The organism is Ornithinibacillus jepli (genome assembly GCF_047228935.1).
Lineage (GTDB): Bacteria > Bacillota > Bacilli > Bacillales > Amphibacillaceae > Ornithinibacillus.
The window spans coordinates 1,320,422-1,338,129 of sequence record NZ_JBFEGG010000001.1 but is presented as its reverse complement, the minus strand read 5'-3'; the positions used below and the strand labels follow the sequence as shown (position 1 = coordinate 1,338,129).

Annotated in this window: 23 protein-coding genes and 1 other annotated feature; of the genes, 21 read left to right on the top strand and 2 right to left on the bottom strand. The window is 35.3% G+C overall.

Going from position 1 to position 17,708, the window contains the following annotated elements:
* The first annotated feature begins 8 nt into the window (after nt 1-8).
* The 20 genes from mreC (at nt 9) to yajC (ending at nt 15,166) form a co-directional block, all read left to right on the top strand.
* Nucleotides 9-872, top strand: coding sequence for a rod shape-determining protein MreC (mreC, locus tag AB1K81_RS07010; RefSeq protein WP_412975902.1), 864 nt, complete (start codon nt 9-11; stop codon nt 870-872).
* Nucleotides 869-1,393: a rod shape-determining protein MreD gene (gene mreD / locus AB1K81_RS07005; protein ID WP_412975901.1), complete on the top strand. Its 525-nt coding sequence runs from the start codon at nt 869-871 to the stop codon at nt 1,391-1,393. Before mreC ends, mreD begins: the two co-directional genes overlap by 4 nt.
* A gap of 63 nt (nt 1,394-1,456) precedes the next feature.
* Complete coding sequence (gene minC, locus AB1K81_RS07000) at nt 1,457-2,149, top strand: septum site-determining protein MinC (RefSeq protein ID WP_412975900.1); 693 nt, start codon at nt 1,457-1,459, stop codon at nt 2,147-2,149.
* Nucleotides 2,142-2,939, top strand: a complete 798-nt coding sequence (gene minD / locus AB1K81_RS06995) for a septum site-determining protein MinD (RefSeq protein ID WP_412975899.1) — start codon at nt 2,142-2,144, stop codon at nt 2,937-2,939. The genes minC and minD overlap by 8 nt, the downstream gene beginning before the upstream one ends.
* A 233-nt stretch (nt 2,940-3,172) precedes the next feature.
* Nucleotides 3,173-3,943, top strand: a complete 771-nt coding sequence (locus AB1K81_RS06990; protein ID WP_412975898.1) for a peptidoglycan DD-metalloendopeptidase family protein — start codon at nt 3,173-3,175, stop codon at nt 3,941-3,943.
* Nucleotides 3,930-4,796 (top strand): site-2 protease family protein, encoded by an 867-nt coding sequence (locus tag AB1K81_RS06985; protein WP_412975897.1) that lies wholly within the window; start codon nt 3,930-3,932, stop codon nt 4,794-4,796. Before AB1K81_RS06990 ends, AB1K81_RS06985 begins: the two co-directional genes overlap by 14 nt.
* A 60-nt stretch (nt 4,797-4,856) precedes the next feature.
* Nucleotides 4,857-4,932, top strand: a sequence feature (ribosomal protein L21 leader region).
* Between the two features lie 13 nt (nt 4,933-4,945).
* Nucleotides 4,946-5,254 (top strand): 50S ribosomal protein L21, encoded by a 309-nt coding sequence (gene rplU / locus AB1K81_RS06980; protein WP_412975896.1) that lies wholly within the window; start codon nt 4,946-4,948, stop codon nt 5,252-5,254.
* Nucleotides 5,255-5,265: 11 nt separating this feature from the next.
* Nucleotides 5,266-5,595 carry a ribosomal-processing cysteine protease Prp gene (locus AB1K81_RS06975; protein WP_412975895.1) on the top strand — a complete coding sequence of 110 codons (330 nt, stop codon included), beginning with the start codon at nt 5,266-5,268 and terminating at the stop codon, nt 5,593-5,595.
* Nucleotides 5,596-5,606: 11 nt separating this feature from the next.
* Nucleotides 5,607-5,897 carry a 50S ribosomal protein L27 gene (rpmA, locus tag AB1K81_RS06970; protein WP_010098994.1) on the top strand — a complete coding sequence of 97 codons (291 nt, stop codon included), beginning with the start codon at nt 5,607-5,609 and terminating at the stop codon, nt 5,895-5,897.
* A 138-nt stretch (nt 5,898-6,035) separates the two neighbouring features.
* The gene (locus AB1K81_RS06965; protein WP_412975894.1) at nt 6,036-6,563 is read left to right on the top strand and encodes a Spo0B domain-containing protein; all 528 of its coding nucleotides are present in this window, start codon (nt 6,036-6,038) and stop codon (nt 6,561-6,563) included.
* 13 nt (nt 6,564-6,576) lie between these two features.
* Complete coding sequence (obgE, locus tag AB1K81_RS06960) at nt 6,577-7,857, top strand: GTPase ObgE (protein ID WP_412975893.1); 1,281 nt, start codon at nt 6,577-6,579, stop codon at nt 7,855-7,857.
* Between the two features lie 126 nt (nt 7,858-7,983).
* Nucleotides 7,984-9,006: a SafA/ExsA family spore coat assembly protein gene (gene safA, locus AB1K81_RS06955; RefSeq protein ID WP_412975892.1), complete on the top strand. Its 1,023-nt coding sequence runs from the start codon at nt 7,984-7,986 to the stop codon at nt 9,004-9,006.
* Entirely contained in the window at nt 9,003-9,959 is a 957-nt protein-coding gene (locus AB1K81_RS06950; RefSeq protein ID WP_412975891.1) for a hypothetical protein, read from the top strand. Before safA ends, AB1K81_RS06950 begins: the two co-directional genes overlap by 4 nt.
* Nucleotides 9,960-10,082: 123 nt before the next feature.
* Nucleotides 10,083-10,634 (top strand): YhcN/YlaJ family sporulation lipoprotein, encoded by a 552-nt coding sequence (locus AB1K81_RS06945; protein WP_412975890.1) that lies wholly within the window; start codon nt 10,083-10,085, stop codon nt 10,632-10,634.
* Nucleotides 10,635-10,827: 193 nt separating this feature from the next.
* Entirely contained in the window at nt 10,828-11,436 is a 609-nt protein-coding gene (gene ruvA / locus AB1K81_RS06940) for a Holliday junction branch migration protein RuvA (protein ID WP_412975889.1), read from the top strand.
* A 13-nt stretch (nt 11,437-11,449) separates the two neighbouring features.
* Entirely contained in the window at nt 11,450-12,454 is a 1,005-nt protein-coding gene (gene ruvB / locus AB1K81_RS06935) for a Holliday junction branch migration DNA helicase RuvB (RefSeq protein ID WP_412975888.1), read from the top strand.
* 11 nt (nt 12,455-12,465) lie between these two features.
* The gene (locus tag AB1K81_RS06930; protein ID WP_412976129.1) at nt 12,466-12,648 is read left to right on the top strand and encodes a DUF2905 domain-containing protein; all 183 of its coding nucleotides are present in this window, start codon (nt 12,466-12,468) and stop codon (nt 12,646-12,648) included.
* 13 nt (nt 12,649-12,661) lie between these two features.
* Nucleotides 12,662-13,690 (top strand): tRNA preQ1(34) S-adenosylmethionine ribosyltransferase-isomerase QueA, encoded by a 1,029-nt coding sequence (queA, locus tag AB1K81_RS06925; protein ID WP_412975887.1) that lies wholly within the window; start codon nt 12,662-12,664, stop codon nt 13,688-13,690.
* 15 nt (nt 13,691-13,705) lie between these two features.
* On the top strand, nt 13,706-14,848 hold the full coding sequence (gene tgt, locus AB1K81_RS06920; protein WP_412975886.1) for a tRNA guanosine(34) transglycosylase Tgt: 1,143 nt from the start codon (nt 13,706-13,708) through the stop codon (nt 14,846-14,848).
* Between the two features lie 57 nt (nt 14,849-14,905).
* A complete protein-coding gene (gene yajC, locus AB1K81_RS06915) occupies nt 14,906-15,166 on the top strand; it encodes a preprotein translocase subunit YajC (RefSeq protein WP_412975885.1) in 261 nt (86 codons plus the stop codon).
* Between the two features lie 115 nt (nt 15,167-15,281).
* Here the strand turns inward: yajC and AB1K81_RS06910 are convergent, their stop codons facing one another.
* Nucleotides 15,282-15,659, bottom strand: a complete 378-nt coding sequence (locus AB1K81_RS06910) for a TIGR04086 family membrane protein (protein WP_412975884.1) — start codon at nt 15,657-15,659, stop codon at nt 15,282-15,284.
* 80 nt (nt 15,660-15,739) lie between these two features.
* Nucleotides 15,740-17,299, bottom strand: a complete 1,560-nt coding sequence (spoVB, locus tag AB1K81_RS06905) for a stage V sporulation protein B (protein ID WP_412975883.1) — start codon at nt 17,297-17,299, stop codon at nt 15,740-15,742.
* A gap of 116 nt (nt 17,300-17,415) precedes the next feature.
* Between spoVB and AB1K81_RS06900 the strand changes: the two genes are divergently transcribed.
* Nucleotides 17,416-17,703 carry a post-transcriptional regulator gene (locus AB1K81_RS06900; RefSeq protein WP_412975882.1) on the top strand — a complete coding sequence of 96 codons (288 nt, stop codon included), beginning with the start codon at nt 17,416-17,418 and terminating at the stop codon, nt 17,701-17,703.
* The last annotated feature ends 5 nt before the right edge of the window (nt 17,704-17,708 follow it).

The window sequence follows — 17,708 nt, the reverse complement described above, 5'->3', positions numbered from 1 at the left end:
GTGTTTTTATGTCATTATTTCGGAAAAAAAGATTATTTATTATACTAATTGGAATTATAATACTCGTTGCTCTAATAGGGTTTTCAATAAAAGATCGTACCAATTTAACTACAGGAGAACAGTTTGTGAGTGATGTGATTGGAGTATTACAAAATGTAATTTCTGCTCCTGTACAGTATGTTGCGAACATCTTTGAGAATATCGATGATGTTCGTAATACATATGATGAAAATCTTATTTTACGAGAAAAGTTAGCGCAATATAAAGGATTAATTTATGAAGTACAAGAGATTAAAGAGGAAAATGAAGAATTAAGGGCGTTAGTAGAAAAAGAGGATTCGATTCGAGCGTATAATCCCATTCATGCGACTGTAACTGCAAGGTCTCCAGAACGTTGGATAGACCAGGTTACGATTAATAAAGGTTCACTTGCAGGAGTAAAAGAAAATATGGCAGTAATTACAGCTGAAGGTATGGTTGGGAAGATACAGACTGTTTCCGAGGTAACCTCTACCGTTCAACTGTTAACTGGTTTTGATGAATTTAACCGAATTTCGGCAACAGTTTCTCGAGAAGAAGGAAACGATATTTTTGGTCTAATCGAAGCATACGATAAAGAAACAAAGTCTTTATTGTTTAAAATCATCGAGGAATCAGACCAAGATTTGGAAGAGGGAGAACTAGTTGTTTCTTCTGGAATGGGTGGTGTCTTTCCAGCTGGTTTACTTATTGGTACTGTTAAAGAAGTTATTCCAGATCAATATGGATTAACGAAAACTGCATTAATTGAGCCTGCCGCTAATATGTATGAAATTAATAATGTAGTAGTAGTGGAACGATTATTAGGAAGCGAAGAGGGGGAGGAGGAATGAGACATATTTTCCTACCCCTTATTCTTCTATTAATACTAGTGTTGGAAGGGGTTGCACTGGACTTATTACCAAGTGGCCTCATTGACGGTGACATCATGATTACACCTCATTGGGTTTTAATGTTTCTAGTATTAATCGCAATCTATTATGACCGTAGGAATTCCTACCATTCCATCGTTTATGCTCTTATTTTTGGGCTTCTATTTGATATAGCTTATACTGGAATATTAGGGGTGTATATGTTTACTTACGGTGTTACCGTTTATATCATTCACGAACTAAGAAATATGTTACATAGTAATATTTATTCGGTATTATTGTTTGGTATAATAAGTATAATTATTGCAGATGTAATCATTAATATGATCTATTATTTTGTAGGAATAATGGATGCAGAATGGATTAACTACATCATGTCACGCTTATTGCCATCGATTTTAGCGAATTCTATTTTCTTACTTATTATTTATCCGATATTCGCCAAAAGGCTTGAAAAATGGAAAGATAATAGCATGAAATAGAATAAATTGATTAGTTTTTATACCTACACGTATAAATATTGAAGCACTAATGAGGTGAAAGCATTGCAGGACACAAAGCAAAAACAAAATGTAACTATAAAAGGCACTAGAGACGGGCTTACACTATTCATTGATGATCGTTGTTCATTTGAAGATGCGTGTAGGGAACTTCGTGATAAGTTATCCGTTAATAGCTCACAAAAAGATGAACAAGTCGTCCCTGTTACGGTAAAACTAGGAAGTCGTTATTTATATGATGATCAAATGGAAGAATTGGAAAAAATCATTACTGAAAAAAAACAGTTTACCGTTCAAACAATAGATTCGAATGTAATTTTAAAAGATGAGGCACTCAAGATGCTGGAGGATACGGAGATTAAAGTATATAGTCGAATCATCCGATCTGGACAAGTTCTGGAAGTAAAGGGTGACTTGCTTTTAATAGGAGATGTAAATCCGGGTGGAAAAGTTGTTTCAACCGGGAATATTTATATTATGGGTAGTCTTCATGGCATAGCCCATGCAGGAGTAGACGGTGACCAAAATGCAATTATTACAGCATCCTATATGAACCCGAGCCAACTTCGTATAGCGGATTACATTAGCCGTTCTCCTGATTACCAAACAGATGGCGTCTATATGGAATGTGGTCTCATCGATAAAGAAAAAGATAAAATCATAATTGATAGATTACAAGTTTTAACACATAAACGTAAAAGTTTAAGTGGATTTGAAAGGAGAATAATCAATGGGTGAGGCAATTGTTATAACATCTGGTAAAGGTGGGGTAGGAAAAACTACTACTACTGCTAATTTAGGAACTGCACTAGCTTTAATGGATAAAAAGGTTTGTTTGATCGATACGGATATTGGTTTACGAAATTTAGATGTTGTAATGGGACTTGAAAACCGCATTGTCTATGATATTGTGGATGTTATTCAAGGACGTTGTAAATTAAAACAAGCATTGATTAAGGACAAACGCTTTGACTATCTTTCTTTACTTCCAGCTGCTCAAACAAGTGATAAATCAGCTGTTACTCCAGAAGGAATGCGCGAAATTGTTAAGGAATTAAAAACGGAATATGATTATATTATAATTGATTGTCCAGCTGGTATTGAGCAAGGGTACCAAAATGCCGTGGCTGGGGCAGATAAAGCAATCGTTGTGACAACACCTGAAAAATCTAGTGTCCGTGATGCAGATAGAATAATTGGATTACTAGAAAAAGAAGAGATAGATTCACCAACATTAATTATTAACAGAATAAGGAAGCATATGATGAAAACAGGAGATATGCTTGAAATCGATGAGATTGTTCAAGTCCTTTCTATTGATTTAATTGGTATAGTATTAGACGATGATGAGGTAATAAAAGCATCAAATCATGGAGAACCAGTAGCATTCCAACCGAACACCAAATCATCCATAGCGTACCGAAACATAGCTAGAAGAATACTAGGAGAATCTGTACCACTTCAATCACTAGAAGACGAAACTGGTATGTTTAAAAAAGTGAAGAAGTTCTTTGGAATTAGAAGTTAATTTAATTAACAGAAGAATGAACAAATGATCGTTCATTCTTTTTTTGTTGTGAAATAAATGGGTTTTGATTATAAATAAGTATTACAATGCGTGATTGGAATGGAAAATACAAGCGACTCCAATGAAAGGATAGTTATCGGGGAGATCAATCAATTAAATATTTGTCCAATCATATCTTGTCCAATCCCTTCATACAATGGTATAAACGACGATTAATGAAGGAATGAGGACCTATGAAAAAAGAAATAAAGGATGTCAGAAAATCAATCAGTGAACGAAAAAAAATTAGAGGAGTGCCTACAAAAGCAAAATCATCAACGATAAGTACAATCATGCCTTCCATACCACAAGATGAAGAAAAACACGGTTTTTACCCTAACTTTATCGATAGCCAAGCAACAGATTATTCTAGAAGTACTACGATAACTAATATTATCTTAAAAGGGATATTTTCTATTATGTTATTTTTTTCTATCGCTATTATTTGGCAAAATGATGCTAAAATTTTTGATGCGCCAAAAGAATGGACAAGTAATATGCTAACTGAGGAATTCCCTTTTGCAAGTGTGTATAAGTGGTACAACGAAACGCTCGGGACACCATTAGGCTTTTCACCAGATAACTCAGACGATTCAGAGGAAGTATCTTTAGCATTACCAGTATCCGGTAATGTCATTGAAACATTTCAAGTGAATGGAAAAGGGATCATGATTGCACCAACAGAAACTACTTCAGTTACTGCACTACGTGAAGGTGTTGTCGTATTTTCTGGGAATAAACCAGATACAGATAAAACGGTAGTTATTCAGCATGCTGATGGATCAACTTCAACATATGGTTTTTTAAGTTCTATTGATGTGCATTTGTATCAGATTATCAATAACCACCAAAGGCTTGGAGAATTTACACCTACAGAAGCGAATGAAATGGTATATTTTGCAATTGAAAAAGATAATAAATATGTTGATCCGGTTCAGGTGATTGAAGTTGATGACAATCCGTAAGCTGATACCTCCAATTCATATACATCCAATTTTATTATTCTTTATCATCATATCTTTTATAACGGGGACATTTGTTGAATTGTTTATCATTTTATCTATTGTATTGTTTCACGAATTAGGCCATTATATAGCTGCGGCATATTTTAACTGGAGGATTAGGCAAGTAATGCTATGGATATTTGGTGGGGTAATGGATACCGATGAACAAGGAAGTAGACCTGTTAAAGAGGAATTCATTGTCACGATAGCAGGTCCTTTTCAGCATGTCATGATTTATTTATTAGTCCTTATTGCATCTTACTTTTCTTTGCTACAACCATCCTTAATTGATACGATACTTTTCTATAATACGACATTACTTGTCTTTAACTTACTACCGATTTGGCCATTAGATGGTGGCAAGTTATTATTTTTTCTCCTGTCGCAACGATATTCCTTTCAACGTGCATACCATAATATAATTATTCTATCGATAATACTTTGTTTACTAATTATTATAGTCCAGTTGTTAGTTTTCTCATTTACATTAAGTTCTATATTGATCATGGTATTTTTACTCTTCGAAAATAGATCAGAGTGGAAGAAAAGGCATTATGTATTTATCCGGTTTCTGTTAAATCGCTATAAAGGAAATAATTGGATTAAGTCTGTGAGCCCAATAACGGTACCATATCAATATACATTGATGGAGGTGTTTTCGCTTTTCAAACGCGACGTGAAACATTCTATCTTTATTCAAATGCCGGATAATAAACGGCTAGCAATTGATGAAAATGAATGTTTAAGAAGTTACTTCTTTGATAGAAATTATGATAAGACAGTTGGAGAAGCTGTTACATATACAATAATATAGAAACTCACTTGACAAAGATTAGCGTAACATGATAACATTTGTATGTTATTCATCGTAGCACCCGTGCTACAACCGCACAGAACAGGTTTTTAAAAGCTATTAATAGTTTACCTGTATGGCGAGTCTGAGTTTAATAAGGAGGTGCAGTTATGTACGCTATTATCGAAACAGGTGGTAAGCAAGTTAAAGTTGAAGAAGGCCAAGTAGTTTACGTTGAAAAAGTTACAGCAGACGTGGATGAAACTGTTACTTTTGACAAAGTTCTTTTCGTAGGTGGGGAAAACGTTAAAGTTGGTTCTCCTTATGTTGAAGGTGCTACTGTTACGGCTAAAGTTGAAAAACACGGTCGTCAAAAGAAAGTCACTGTATTCAAATTCAAGCCTAAGAAAAACTACCATAAGAAACAAGGTCATCGTCAACCTTATACGAAATTAGTAATCGAAAAAATTAACCAATAAGGGCCATTCTTATGATAAAGGTAACTGTATACCGAGATAATAATCAAATAAAGTCCTTTGAATTATCTGGACATGCAGATAGTGGTCCCTACGGATATGATTTGGTTTGTGCAGGAGTATCTGCAGTTTCATTTGGGGCAGTTAATGCCGTTTTGGAGCTAGCCGATATCGATCTAGCAATTGAACAAGGTAGTGATGGCGGTTATCTTCGTGTAACTATTTCAGATTCTGAAGCTAGTGAATCGATGGAAAAAGCCCAACTTCTGTTCGAAGGAATGATTGTTTCACTTCAAACAATTGAACGTGATTATAGTCAGTTTATTAAGATACAAAGTAAATAGGAGGTGCTCTAATGCTACGTCTAGATTTACAGTTCTTCGCATCTAAAAAGGGTGTAGGTAGTACAAAGAACGGTCGTGACTCTGAGTCCAAACGTCTTGGTGCTAAACGCGCTGATGGTCAATTCGTAACTGGTGGATCAATTCTATATCGTCAACGCGGTACGAAAATCTATCCAGGTGAAAACGTTGGTCGTGGTGGTGATGACACACTTTATGCAAAAATCGACGGTGTTGTAAAATTTGAACGCTATGGTCGTGACCGCAAAAAAGTTAGTGTTTACCCAGTTGCTCAAGAAGCATAATATTATGACTTATAAAGACTCCAATCATTTAGGTGGTTGGAGTTTTTTTGTTAGAAAATGTATTATAGGGAATCTTTTATATCTGTGATGAACCCATCCAAATTTTCTGCTATAATTTTACTATTGGGGGAGGATAATGTGGATATAAAGGATGTTATTCATTTATTGCGACTACAAAGACATGATCTAATGAACGATTTACAAATTGTTCATGGGTATTTAAGTATGGGAAAAAATGATAAAGTAAAGAACAAAATAAATAAAATTATTGAAGAGTTTAATCGTGAAAGATTACTTATGAATATAAATTGCCCGAATTTTGCTTTATGGTTAATCCAAGTGAATTTACAACATAATCATATTCAATTTACATACGATATCCATACTAAAAGTAAAAATCTACATTCATATGATAGTGTATTAACTAAAATTGGGAAAACAATAACTCGTTACATCTTAGACGATAAATTAGAAATAATAAAAGGGGAATTACTACTTTTAGAAAATGAAAGTATTTTGAACATGGTAATTACCTTAAGTGGGCGACCGATTGATTGGAATAGGTGGAAAGAAAGACTATCAGAAGAATTTGAAAATGTATTAATACAGGTAGAGGATCTAGAAGAAAGTATAAAATTTTCGTTCTCTATATCTTCGTTTGAATAGATGAGGTGAGTAGATGTTTGTCGATCAAGTCAGTGTCTATGTAAAAGCTGGAGACGGTGGAAATGGTCTTGTTGCTTATCGTAGAGAGAAATATGTACCTTTAGGAGGTCCTGCCGGTGGAGATGGTGGCAACGGTGGTGATGTTATTTTCAAGGTAGATGAAGGATTAAATACATTAATGGATTTACGTTATAATCGCCACTTTAAAGCTAAACGTGGTGAAAACGGAATGAGTAAGAATCAACATGGTAAAAACTCTGTACCACTTATTGTACCAGTACCGCCTGGAACGACTGTAATTGATGAGGATACAAATCAAATCATTGCAGATCTTACCATTCATGGCCAAGAAGCAGTCATTGCAAAGGGTGGTCGAGGTGGTCGAGGGAATTCCCGTTTTGCAACCCCTCGTAATCCTGCACCCGATTTTGCTGAGAACGGTGAACCGGGTGAAGAAAAGAATATAAAAGTAGAATTGAAATTGATAGCAGATGTAGGGCTTGTTGGATTCCCAAGTGTCGGTAAATCTACGTTTTTATCCGTTGTAAGTGCAGCTAAGCCAAAAATTGCAGATTACCACTTTACAACGTTAGCTCCTAATTTAGGTGTCGTGGATACTGGTGATCAACGAAGCTTTGTATTAGCTGATTTACCAGGATTAATCGAAGGAGCTCATCAAGGCATAGGTTTAGGGCATCAATTTTTACGTCATGTAGAGCGGACGAGAGTTATCATTCACGTTATAGACATGGCCGCTACTGAAGGAAGAGATCCTTTTGAGGATTATGAAAAAATTAATAAAGAATTAAAAGAATATGATGAAAAGCTCATGACTAGACCACAAGTAATTGCGGCGAATAAAATGGATATGCCTGGGGCTGAAGATAATTTAGAGAAGTTTAAAGAACAACTTGGTGAAGGTGTGCCAGTATATCCAGTGTCAGCTTTAACAAAAGAAGGATTAAGAGATATTTTATATGCGGTGGCAGATCTTTTAGAAACGATACCGAAGTATGCACCTCAACTTGAGGAAACCGAGGAAAAAGTAGTCTATCGCTATCAGAAAGAGGAAAAAGGATTTACCATTAATCGTGATGATGATGGAGCATTTGTTGTTTCAGGTCCGAAGATTGAAAAGTTATTCAAAATGACTGACTTTAACCGTGATGAAGCAATTCGTAGATTCGCACGTCAAATGCGGTCAATGGGGGTAGATGAAGAGCTTCGTAAAAAAGGTGCAGTAGACGGAGATACTATCCGTATATTACAATTTGAATTTGAGTTTGTTGATTAAAGTCGTTCTCCTAGAGAATGGCTTTTTTATTTGTTTCGAATAAAGTTCAACATTTCCATATATTTTGCATATCTTGATATAGAGTGATTAGCCCAGAATGAGAGAAGTGAAAGGAGTTCGTAACACATGAAAATTCATATTGTACAAAAGGGAGATACAATGTGGGAGCTATCCCAAAAGTATGGAGTTGATTTTGAAGAATTAAAAGCTGCAAATTCACATATTGCTAGTCCAGACATGATTATGCCTGGTATGAAAATTCGTATTCCAACAACAGCTAAAACAGTTAAAAAAGAAGCTCCAGTAAAAGAAGTAAAGAAAGAACAACAGGTAGAAACACCATATAAGGATATTTCTCCTAAACCAATACCTGTAATTAAAGAAGATGATGAAAAACCAGTAATGCAAGTAAAACCAGAAGTTCCTATGCCCGAGATGCCGCAAATTCCGCAAATGACCATGCCTCTGATGCAATCTCCAACAATTGAACAAGAACAACATACAACCTATATGACTTTTAACTTTCCAGAAAGCTCAGAGAGTAAGGAATCTCATGACAAACCAGTACATCATGAAAAAAAGACTAAAGAGCAGCCTGCAAGTTTCCAACCGATTTACGAACCAATGCATCACCCAGTCCAAATGATACCTTGTTTCCCTGTTCATCCTTGTCACCATGTTCATCCTTGTTGGGGAGGGCATCCAGTACCTTTATTTCCGATGCAATTGCCTGCACATGTCGGGCAGCAACCAGTAATGCCAATGGTACAAAATACTAAAGATGATTGTGGCTGTGGAGGTCCTTCGATTCCGCAAATGGGCGAAACATTTGATCCGAATATGTTCCAAGGACAACAAGGAATGCCACAATTTGATCCAAGTATGTTCCAAGGACAACAAGGAATGCCACAATTTGATCCAAGTATGTTCCAAGGACAACAAGGAGTGCCACAAATTAATCCAAGTATGTTCCAAAGCCAACAAGGAATGCCGCAGTTTGATCCGAATTTTGCTGGGAACCAAGTAGATGGACAGCAATCAGAAGCAAATGTAACTTTTCCAACCATGCCAGGCTATCCTGAAAATGGTTTTCCAACCCCTCCTGGATTCGGTGAATTACGAGTGAATGAGGAAGAATCATCAGATTGAGTAACGAACTAAGTAGAGACGATCAAAGAATCAATCGTCTCTCTTCTTTTTTATATTGGGAGGGAAGTATTGAAGCAAAAATTATTCAACCAATTAAGCGTAACATATATTATATCGAAACGATTTCTGGTAATAAATATGTGCTGAAAGGTCATTCCAATGTTATTAATTTAAAGCAGCAATGGGATTTTTTTGATTCATTTCATTCTAAAGAAATTGTGCCTTTTGTTCGATATCCAAATGGTAAAAATGAGATTTCTACAGGAACCAATTATTATTGGACAATTTCTCCATATATAACAGGAAGAAAGCTAAATTATCAGTCGGAAGTGGATAGACAGAGAGCGGTTAAAACAATAAAAAAATTTCACACTGCTGCAAGTCAAATATATGTTCATAATATGGTGAAAAAGTCGTTGTTTATTAAAAGATGGCAAGCAAGGCTGTATAAATTTATAGAAACAGAACAACTATTTGAAAAAGAAGGGTTCTTATATTTATATCATGATATTATTTTCTTAATGAAACGATATTTAGAAATTGTGTCTAGATATCCGTGGTATAAAGAACAATTACATGCTGAGACGAATGGAACATGGGTACATGGTGATGTTGCATCACATAATTTTATACAAAATGAAAAAACATATATGATTGATTTTGACCTGTTACAATGTACTTTTCAAGATTATGATTATATTCAATTAGGGCAACGCTTTTTGCCACACATTAATTGGGACGTAGAAACATTATTATCTTATAAGATGGTTAATGAAGAAAGTTTGGAACGATTCCTAATTACAGTATTTATTCCAAGTGATATGTTGAGGGAATGGTTACATTTCTTAACAGGAAAAAGACGGATTAGTGTGGAATCGTACTTGCAGACAATGGAACAAGAATGGATTAAACGAAAAGATTTTTTAAATGATTCTAAGCGGCTATTAAAGTAAAGCACTTGCAATTTATTATTAAAAGTAAGATAGGATTTTTTCCACTTTTTTTTGAAAAAGGATAATATAACCGGTTGTAAATTACCTCTCTTTTAGCAAACTAGCTGTAAGGGAGGTTATATTATGCGTAGAAAATTACTTCTTGTTCTGACAAGTTTAATTTTTGCTACCGCCTGTGGAAATGAAACGGAAGAAGGTACAAATGAAATCAACAACAATTCCATCAGTCCGATCAATTATGAAACACCAGAAGAACAGGAAGAAAGAACCGATAATCGAGAAAAAACCATTGGTGAACTAGGTGGCTATCCGCAAAGTGAACAAGAATATGTAAATGAAGGGGATAAAAATTTAGGAGCGAGCAATGAAGATTCCTATACTAATGAAAGAACGTTACAAATTTCTGAATATTTATCAGAAAGAAAAGAAATTGTTCAAGCTCAAGTTGCTGAAACAGATGAACGAATTATTGTAGCTGTCATGACAGGAAATAAATATTATCCCGACTTACAAGATACAATTGAAGATGAGGTAAGACAAATTGTTTCCGATAAAGAAATTGTAGTCTATACTGATAGCATTTGGTGGGACCGAATGCGCAATTTAAACAGTAGTCCTAACCATCTAGATGAAGAAATCGAAGAAAACTTAAATAACTTCTTTAGAAATGATTAGGGACAGGTACATTGGCTCAAACCTACAAGGAGAAATCTTTGTAGGACTTTTTTATGCAATATATAATAGTTTAGGGCACTTTGAATAGATGAGGCAATAATGGCTCAATGAACTTTTCCCTCTGTCCAACATGTGCTGGGATTGGGAAATTGTGATAGAATAGGTGAAGGATTTAAAGTGGGGAGAAGATAGAATGATTTCGTATTTACGTGGGAACTTAGTCTCTATTCAAGATGAGGCTGTTATTATAGATGTGAATGGTATAGGGTATGAAGTAATTTGTCCGAATCCATTTGTATTTCAAGATTATTTAAATAAGGAATTTCACATACATACTTATTTCCATGTGCGAGAGGATGCTCAAATATTATTTGGCTTTAAAAATGAGGACCAAAAATATTTATTTACAAGATTATTATCAGTTTCTGGTATTGGTCCAAAAGGGGCATTAGCGATATTAGCTGGAGTTAATATTCCGGATTTTGTAGCGGCTGTTGAGCGTGAGGATGACAAATTCTTAACTAGTTTTCCTGGGGTTGGCAAAAAAACAGCAAGACAGATTATTCTTGATTTAAAAGGAAAATTAACTGCGAACATCCATATTTCCAATGTTGACGTAGAAACTGATACAAAGGGTCAAGTGCGATCTGATGAATTAAAAGAAGCAGTTGAAGCGTTAAAAGCTTTAGGTTATATGGATAAAGAAGTTAAACAAATTCTACCAGAACTGAAAAAAGATATTAACGATCATAATACGGATGAAATAATTAGAAAAGCGTTAAGCTTGTTAATGAAAAAATAGGGAGGAAGATTGTATGGATGAGCGAATGGTTACTGGTGAGTTACATGCTGAAGAATCCTCCGTTGAGCTTAGTCTTCGCCCGACAACATTAAATCAATACATTGGTCAGGACAAAGTAAAGGAAAACTTACAAATCTTTATTCAAGCTGCAAGGATGCGAAATGAACCATTAGATCACGTACTATTATACGGACCACCAGGACTTGGAAAGACAACTCTTGCTGCTATCATTGCTAATGAAATGGGAGTGAATTTTCGTTCTACATCTGGTCCAGCAATCGACCGAGCTGGAGATTTAGCAGCTATTCTTACCTCTTTAGAAGCGGGAGACGTTCTATTTATTGATGAAGTTCATCGTCTGCCAAGAGCGGTTGAAGAGGTACTATATTCAGCTATGGAAGATTTCTTTATTGATATTGTAATTGGTACTGGACCAAGCGCAAGATCTGTCAGAATTGATTTACCTCCTTTCACATTAGTAGGTGCTACTACAAGAGCAGGATTATTATCAGCACCTCTACGCGATAGATTTGGAGTACTATCGAGGTTAGACTATTATGAAACGAAAGATTTGTGTGCGATTGTAGAACGAACTGCAGAGATTTTTGAAACGAAAATTGTAAAAGAAGCAGCACGAGAAGTTGCACGTCGATCACGAGGAACGCCACGTATAGCTAATCGTTTGCTGCGTCGAATTCGAGATATATCTCAAGTGAACGGGGAGGAGCAAATAAGCTTAGATACGACTAATATAGCGTTACGCATGCTTCAAGTAGATGACCAGGGATTAGATCATATAGACCATAAATTGTTAAAAGGAATCATCGAGGGATTTCAAGGTGGACCAGTTGGATTAGACACAATTGCTGCAACTATTGGTGAAGAATCACAAACAATCGAGGACGTCTATGAACCATTTTTATTACAAATTGGATTTATTCAACGAACACCTAGAGGCAGAGTGGCAACACATAAAGCATATCAACATTTTGGTATGAAAGTGAATGATGAAGCGTGAATTTAGGTAAGATGTTTATTATAATAGGAATTATTTTCATCGTTATTGGGGTAATATGGTTAATTGTTGGTAGACTACCTGGTGATATATCGTTTAAGAAAGGAAATGTCACCTTTTATTTCCCAATCATGACTTCTATTGTTGTCAGTATCATTCTATCGTTGATTTTTTACATTATAGGAAGATTTCGTTAAAAGGAGTAACACCATGAATATTGAAGATTTTGATTTTGATTTACCAGAAGAATTAATAGCCCAAACACCATTGACTGAGAGAAGCGCATCTAGATTAATGGTATTAAACCGAGAAAAGAAGGAAATAGATCATAAGCATTTTAATAATATTAAAGATTATTTAAGACCCGGAGATTGTTTAGTACTTAATGATACACGAGTTTTACCAGCAAGACTTTATGGAATAAAAGAAGATACAGGTGGAAAAGTGGAGATACTCCTTCTTAAGCAGCTAGAGGGAGATTCATGGGAAGTTTTAGCAAAACCTGCAAAACGCCTTAAAGAAGGAAGCATCCTAACTTTCGGGGAAGGGAAATTACGAGCTACCTGTACAGATACACTGGAACATGGTGGGCGTATATTACAATTTGATTATGAAGGTATTTTCTATGAAGTATTGGATGAGTTAGGTGAAATGCCTCTACCTCCATATATTAAAGAACAATTGCCAGAAAAAGAACGCTATCAAACTGTGTATGCTAAAGAACAAGGGTCTGCTGCTGCTCCGACTGCTGGGTTACATTTTACGAATGAATTATTGGAAGAATTAAAGGAAATGGGTGTAACGATTACGTTTATTACACTTCATGTAGGACTTGGAACTTTTCGTCCTGTAAGTGTAGACAATATTGACGAACATAAAATGCATGCAGAATTCTATGTCATGTCAAAGGATACAGCTGATACGTTAACAAAGATTAGGGAGCAAGGTGGTAGAATTATTTCAGTAGGGACAACGTCTACAAGAACTCTTGAGACGATTGCAAGAGATAACAATGGACAATTTGTCGAATCTAGTGGTTGGACAGATATATTCATCTACCCTGGATTTGAATTCAAGGCTATTGATGGGCTTATAACGAATTTTCACCTACCTAAGTCAACGTTAATTATGCTTGTAAGTGCGTTTAGTGATCGTGAATTTATATTGAAAGCTTATAATACTGCAGTACAAGAAAAATATCGCTTCTTTAGTTTTGGCGATGCGATGTTAATTATTTAGAAGAGGAAAGATAAAATGACTATACCTATACGTTATGAATTAATTAAAACAGATAAACAAACAGGGGCTAGACTTGGAATTGTTCATACACCTCATGGTTCTTTTGAAACCCCGACCTTTATGCCAGTTGGAACACTTGCAACGGTAAAAACGATGAGTCCGGAAGATTTAAATACAATGGGTGCAAATATTATCTTATCAAACACCTACCATTTATGGTTAAGACCGGGTGAAGATATTATTAAAGAAGCTGGCGGATTACATAAGTTTATGAATTGGGATGGTGCAATTTTAACTGATTCAGGTGGATTTCAAGTGTTTAGTTTAAGTGATATGCGGGAAATTAAGGAAGAGGGAGTTCACTTCAGAAACCATTTAAATGGAGAAAAGCTATTTTTGTCTCCAGAAAAGGCTATGCAAATTCAAAATGATTTAGGCTCTGATATTATGATGGCTTTTGATGAATGTCCACCGTATCCAGCAACATATGAATATATGAAGCAATCTGTGGAAAGAACTTCTAGATGGGCAGAAAGATGTTTAAAAGCTCATGCGAAACCAGATGTTCAAGGGTTATTTGGAATTATTCAAGGTGGAGAGTTTGAGGATTTACGTCGACAAAGCGCACAAGACTTAATTTCTCTTGACTTACCAGGCTATGCAGTAGGTGGACTTTCTGTTGGCGAACCGAAAGATGTTATGAATCGGGTATTAGAATTTACGACACCGTTAATGCCAAGTAATAAACCAAGATACTTAATGGGTGTTGGTTCTCCGGACTCCTTAATAGATGGCGCCATTCGTGGTATAGACATGTTTGATTGTGTATTACCAACACGAATTGCACGAAATGGAACATGTATGACTTCATCAGGTAGATTAGTGGTACGAAACGCAAAATATGCACGTGATTTTAATCCGATTGATGAAAACTGTGATTGCCATGTATGCCGTAATTATTCAAGAGCATACATAAGACATTTAATAAAATGCAATGAAACATTCGGATTTAGACTTACTACTTATCATAACTTGTATTTTCTGTTAAAATTAATGGAGCAAGTACGACAAGCAATACGCGAAGATCGACTTGGAGACTTTAAAGAAGAATTCTTTGAACAATATGGTCTTAATAAACCAAATGCAAAGAATTTTTAGTGACGTTTAGAAAGCTAAAATTTTTAAACGAATAGATTTGAAAGGAGGGACAAGTACATGGAAAATTTTGTGACGTTAATACCATTAATAGCAATGTTTGTTATCTTCTATTTCTTGCTAATTCGTCCACAACAAAAACGTCAAAAACAAGTAAGACAAATGCAGTCTGAACTTAAAAAAGGTGATTCTGTTGTAACGATTGGTGGTTTTCATGGTGTAATTCATGCTTTAGATGAAAACACTGTAGTATTACAAGCAGGAGACGGTTCAAAACTTACATATGATCGTTCTGCGATTCGTGAAGTTAAAACTGTATAATAACAAATGATAAAAGAGACTGACCTTTTGGTTAGTCTCTTTTGTGTAATCTTGCATGGATTTATACTAGAACCTTCCCGCAAATACTTTTTTATTACTTGTATGGTTCAAATCTTTACTCATGATTTGAAGCAATGTTAACCCCGATAGCTCCACCAAATAATGCAGCCAGAATGTAGAATAGGTGATGGATAGTCTGTTGTAAATCGAAGCCTACTTGATATCCTAAAAATTGAACTAAAAACGTAAACACGGTGAATCCTAGTCCAGTAATGGTACCAATCAACCAACCCTTTTGTTTTCCTTTGGCACCCGCAACTGCCCCACCAATAAATAGTGAGATTAATCCAATAACAAGTGTTACCCAATCAAGAGCAGGTTCATTAAAACTGGAAAATCGTAATAGTAAAGCTAAAGCCATACTTGAAACTAGAATTAATCCAAGTACAACGATCCAACCATAAAGTAGAGCAGTGAATTGTTGGTTACGCATAAAACTCCCCCTCACAAAAGTCCTTTTATAGTATTCATATTCTCGTCCTATAAAAAGTAGACGAGTTTTTTGCAGTGATTTTATGATTTAATCCATTTTTGGATAAAAGGAATTTGTTCTAGTTCTTCTTTTGTAATGAACTTTAAAACAAAAAGTAGTACGATATAAATAGCTGTCAGGATGATTAAGGCTAAGCCAAATAATATGATGTTTGGATCAAATTGAATGTAAAAATCAAAAATCATTTTTCCAATAAACCAGGTTACGATGATTAATGCTATCATTTTCATTATGTCTTTGATTGGGATATAAAAATTAATAGCCTGACGTAGGGAGGCTAGATGTAATAATGTGATTAATATAACGCCTACTGACATAGCTATTGCAACACCCATGATGCCGAAACTTTCATTGGATGCAAGTATAAACAACACAACAAATTTTACTACTGCTCCAACTAAACTATTCCACATTGCTGGTCTAGCGAGATCAAGTGCCTGTAGTGCTGCTTGTAAAGGTGACTGTATATAAAGTAGAATATAAAATGGTGCCATAAATATTAAGATATTACTAGCATTAGCAGTACCATACATAAAAGATAATATTGGGACCGCAAAAATAGAAAGTACAACGGTTGCAATAGCTCCTGAAGCGAATGATATTCGAATAGATTGGTGAATTCGATAATGTATAAGTTGACTATTTTTTCTTGCCTCGGCTTCCGAAATGTTAGGAACTAGAGCTATGGATAGTGATTGAGTTATAAATGTAGGTAGAAAAAGGAGTGGTAGAACAAATCCAGTTAACTCTCCATATTGTTTTGTAGCTAATTTATTTGAGATACCTGCTAAGTTTAAGCTATGTGCAACAATAATTGGTTCAAGGAAATAAGAAAAGGAACTAATCATTCTACTTCCTGTACTTGGTAACGCGATAGAGAATAGTTCTTTAACAGTTTGTTTACTAGATTTTATATAAGCAAAAAAACGATGGCGTATACGAATTGTTTTCTTACTCTTAAATTGAAATATCATATAGAGTAAGGAAGCAAATTCACCTAAGATAACACTAAACATGGCTCCGGCTGCTGCAAATTGTACACCATAAGGTAATAGTAGATGTACAAATAGGGCAACAAAGCTTATTCGTACAATTTGTTCAATAACTTGTGAATAGCTTTGTGGTTTCATGTTTTGTTTCCCTTGGAAATAGCCACGTAAAACAGATGAAACTGCAACAATCGGAATGATTGGACTAACCGCAATCAAAGGATAAATGGTTCGATCATCTGTCAATAACGTAGTAGCAATAAATGGTGCGGCAACTATCATGACTGCTGTAAAGATAATACTAGAAATAGATGTTATGATAATCGAAACAACTAATATTCGTTTAATTTTAGCTTGGTCGTTTTGTGCATCTGCTTCTGCTACGCGTTTTGAAATGGCAACTGGAAGTCCGAGTTGGGTTAAAGTCATCACTAGGAATAGAGTAGGAAGAGCCATCATATATAGGCCGACGCCCTCTTCGCCCATTAGTCTGGCAACGACAAGACGATTTACGAAGCCTAGAAATCGGGTGATCATTCCTGCTAATATTAAGATAAGGGTCCCTTGGAGAAAAGTTTGTTTAGACAACATCGACGACCTACCTTCTCAAAAAATAAATTTTCATATACAATGATATATATGCAAGATTAGTGGCTAAGCATGACAACTTGTACAATGAATTAATTCTTTCTAGGAAGGTGAAGGTCTTGGAAATAATAAAGACTGTTGATAATTGGAAAGAGGAGCTAAAGCCAGCTTTAGAGAGTAAGGCGCTGGAGTTTCAATTAATGGGGTATTCTAAAGCAACAGAAGAAGATGTTTGGAATTGCCTTTCAAAGAAGGTGTGGAAAGGTAATCCAGAAAAAAGGCTATATGAGGTTGTCCAAGATGTCTTGCACCTTAGTTCAACTATTTATATGAGCTATTTAACGATAGATGCATACCAAGATGATGACTTGATGGCTTCCATAGCAGCTCTAACCGGCAGTGATTAAACCCC

What these genes read in the sequence shown, in the direction of transcription:
- mreC (WP_412975902.1), top strand. Translation starts at nt 9, where the DNA reads ATGTCATTATTTCGGAAAAAAAGATTATTTATTATACTAATTGGAATT.
- mreD (WP_412975901.1), top strand. Translation starts at nt 869, where the DNA reads ATGAGACATATTTTCCTACCCCTTATTCTTCTATTAATACTAGTGTTG.
- minD (WP_412975899.1), top strand. Translation starts at nt 2,142, where the DNA reads ATGGGTGAGGCAATTGTTATAACATCTGGTAAAGGTGGGGTAGGAAAA.
- AB1K81_RS06990 (WP_412975898.1), top strand. Translation starts at nt 3,173, where the DNA reads ATGAAAAAAGAAATAAAGGATGTCAGAAAATCAATCAGTGAACGAAAA.
- AB1K81_RS06985 (WP_412975897.1), top strand. Translation starts at nt 3,930, where the DNA reads ATGACAATCCGTAAGCTGATACCTCCAATTCATATACATCCAATTTTA.
- rplU (WP_412975896.1), top strand. Translation starts at nt 4,946, where the DNA reads ATGTACGCTATTATCGAAACAGGTGGTAAGCAAGTTAAAGTTGAAGAA.
- AB1K81_RS06975 (WP_412975895.1), top strand. Translation starts at nt 5,266, where the DNA reads ATGATAAAGGTAACTGTATACCGAGATAATAATCAAATAAAGTCCTTT.
- rpmA (WP_010098994.1), top strand. Translation starts at nt 5,607, where the DNA reads ATGCTACGTCTAGATTTACAGTTCTTCGCATCTAAAAAGGGTGTAGGT.
- obgE (WP_412975893.1), top strand. Translation starts at nt 6,577, where the DNA reads ATGTTTGTCGATCAAGTCAGTGTCTATGTAAAAGCTGGAGACGGTGGA.
- safA (WP_412975892.1), top strand. Translation starts at nt 7,984, where the DNA reads ATGAAAATTCATATTGTACAAAAGGGAGATACAATGTGGGAGCTATCC.
- AB1K81_RS06945 (WP_412975890.1), top strand. Translation starts at nt 10,083, where the DNA reads ATGCGTAGAAAATTACTTCTTGTTCTGACAAGTTTAATTTTTGCTACC.
- ruvA (WP_412975889.1), top strand. Translation starts at nt 10,828, where the DNA reads ATGATTTCGTATTTACGTGGGAACTTAGTCTCTATTCAAGATGAGGCT.
- ruvB (WP_412975888.1), top strand. Translation starts at nt 11,450, where the DNA reads ATGGATGAGCGAATGGTTACTGGTGAGTTACATGCTGAAGAATCCTCC.
- AB1K81_RS06930 (WP_412976129.1), top strand. Translation starts at nt 12,466, where the DNA reads ATGTTTATTATAATAGGAATTATTTTCATCGTTATTGGGGTAATATGG.
- queA (WP_412975887.1), top strand. Translation starts at nt 12,662, where the DNA reads ATGAATATTGAAGATTTTGATTTTGATTTACCAGAAGAATTAATAGCC.
- tgt (WP_412975886.1), top strand. Translation starts at nt 13,706, where the DNA reads ATGACTATACCTATACGTTATGAATTAATTAAAACAGATAAACAAACA.
- yajC (WP_412975885.1), top strand. Translation starts at nt 14,906, where the DNA reads ATGGAAAATTTTGTGACGTTAATACCATTAATAGCAATGTTTGTTATC.
- AB1K81_RS06910 (WP_412975884.1), bottom strand. Translation starts at nt 15,659, where the DNA reads ATGCGTAACCAACAATTCACTGCTCTACTTTATGGTTGGATCGTTGTA.
- spoVB (WP_412975883.1), bottom strand. Translation starts at nt 17,299, where the DNA reads ATGTTGTCTAAACAAACTTTTCTCCAAGGGACCCTTATCTTAATATTA.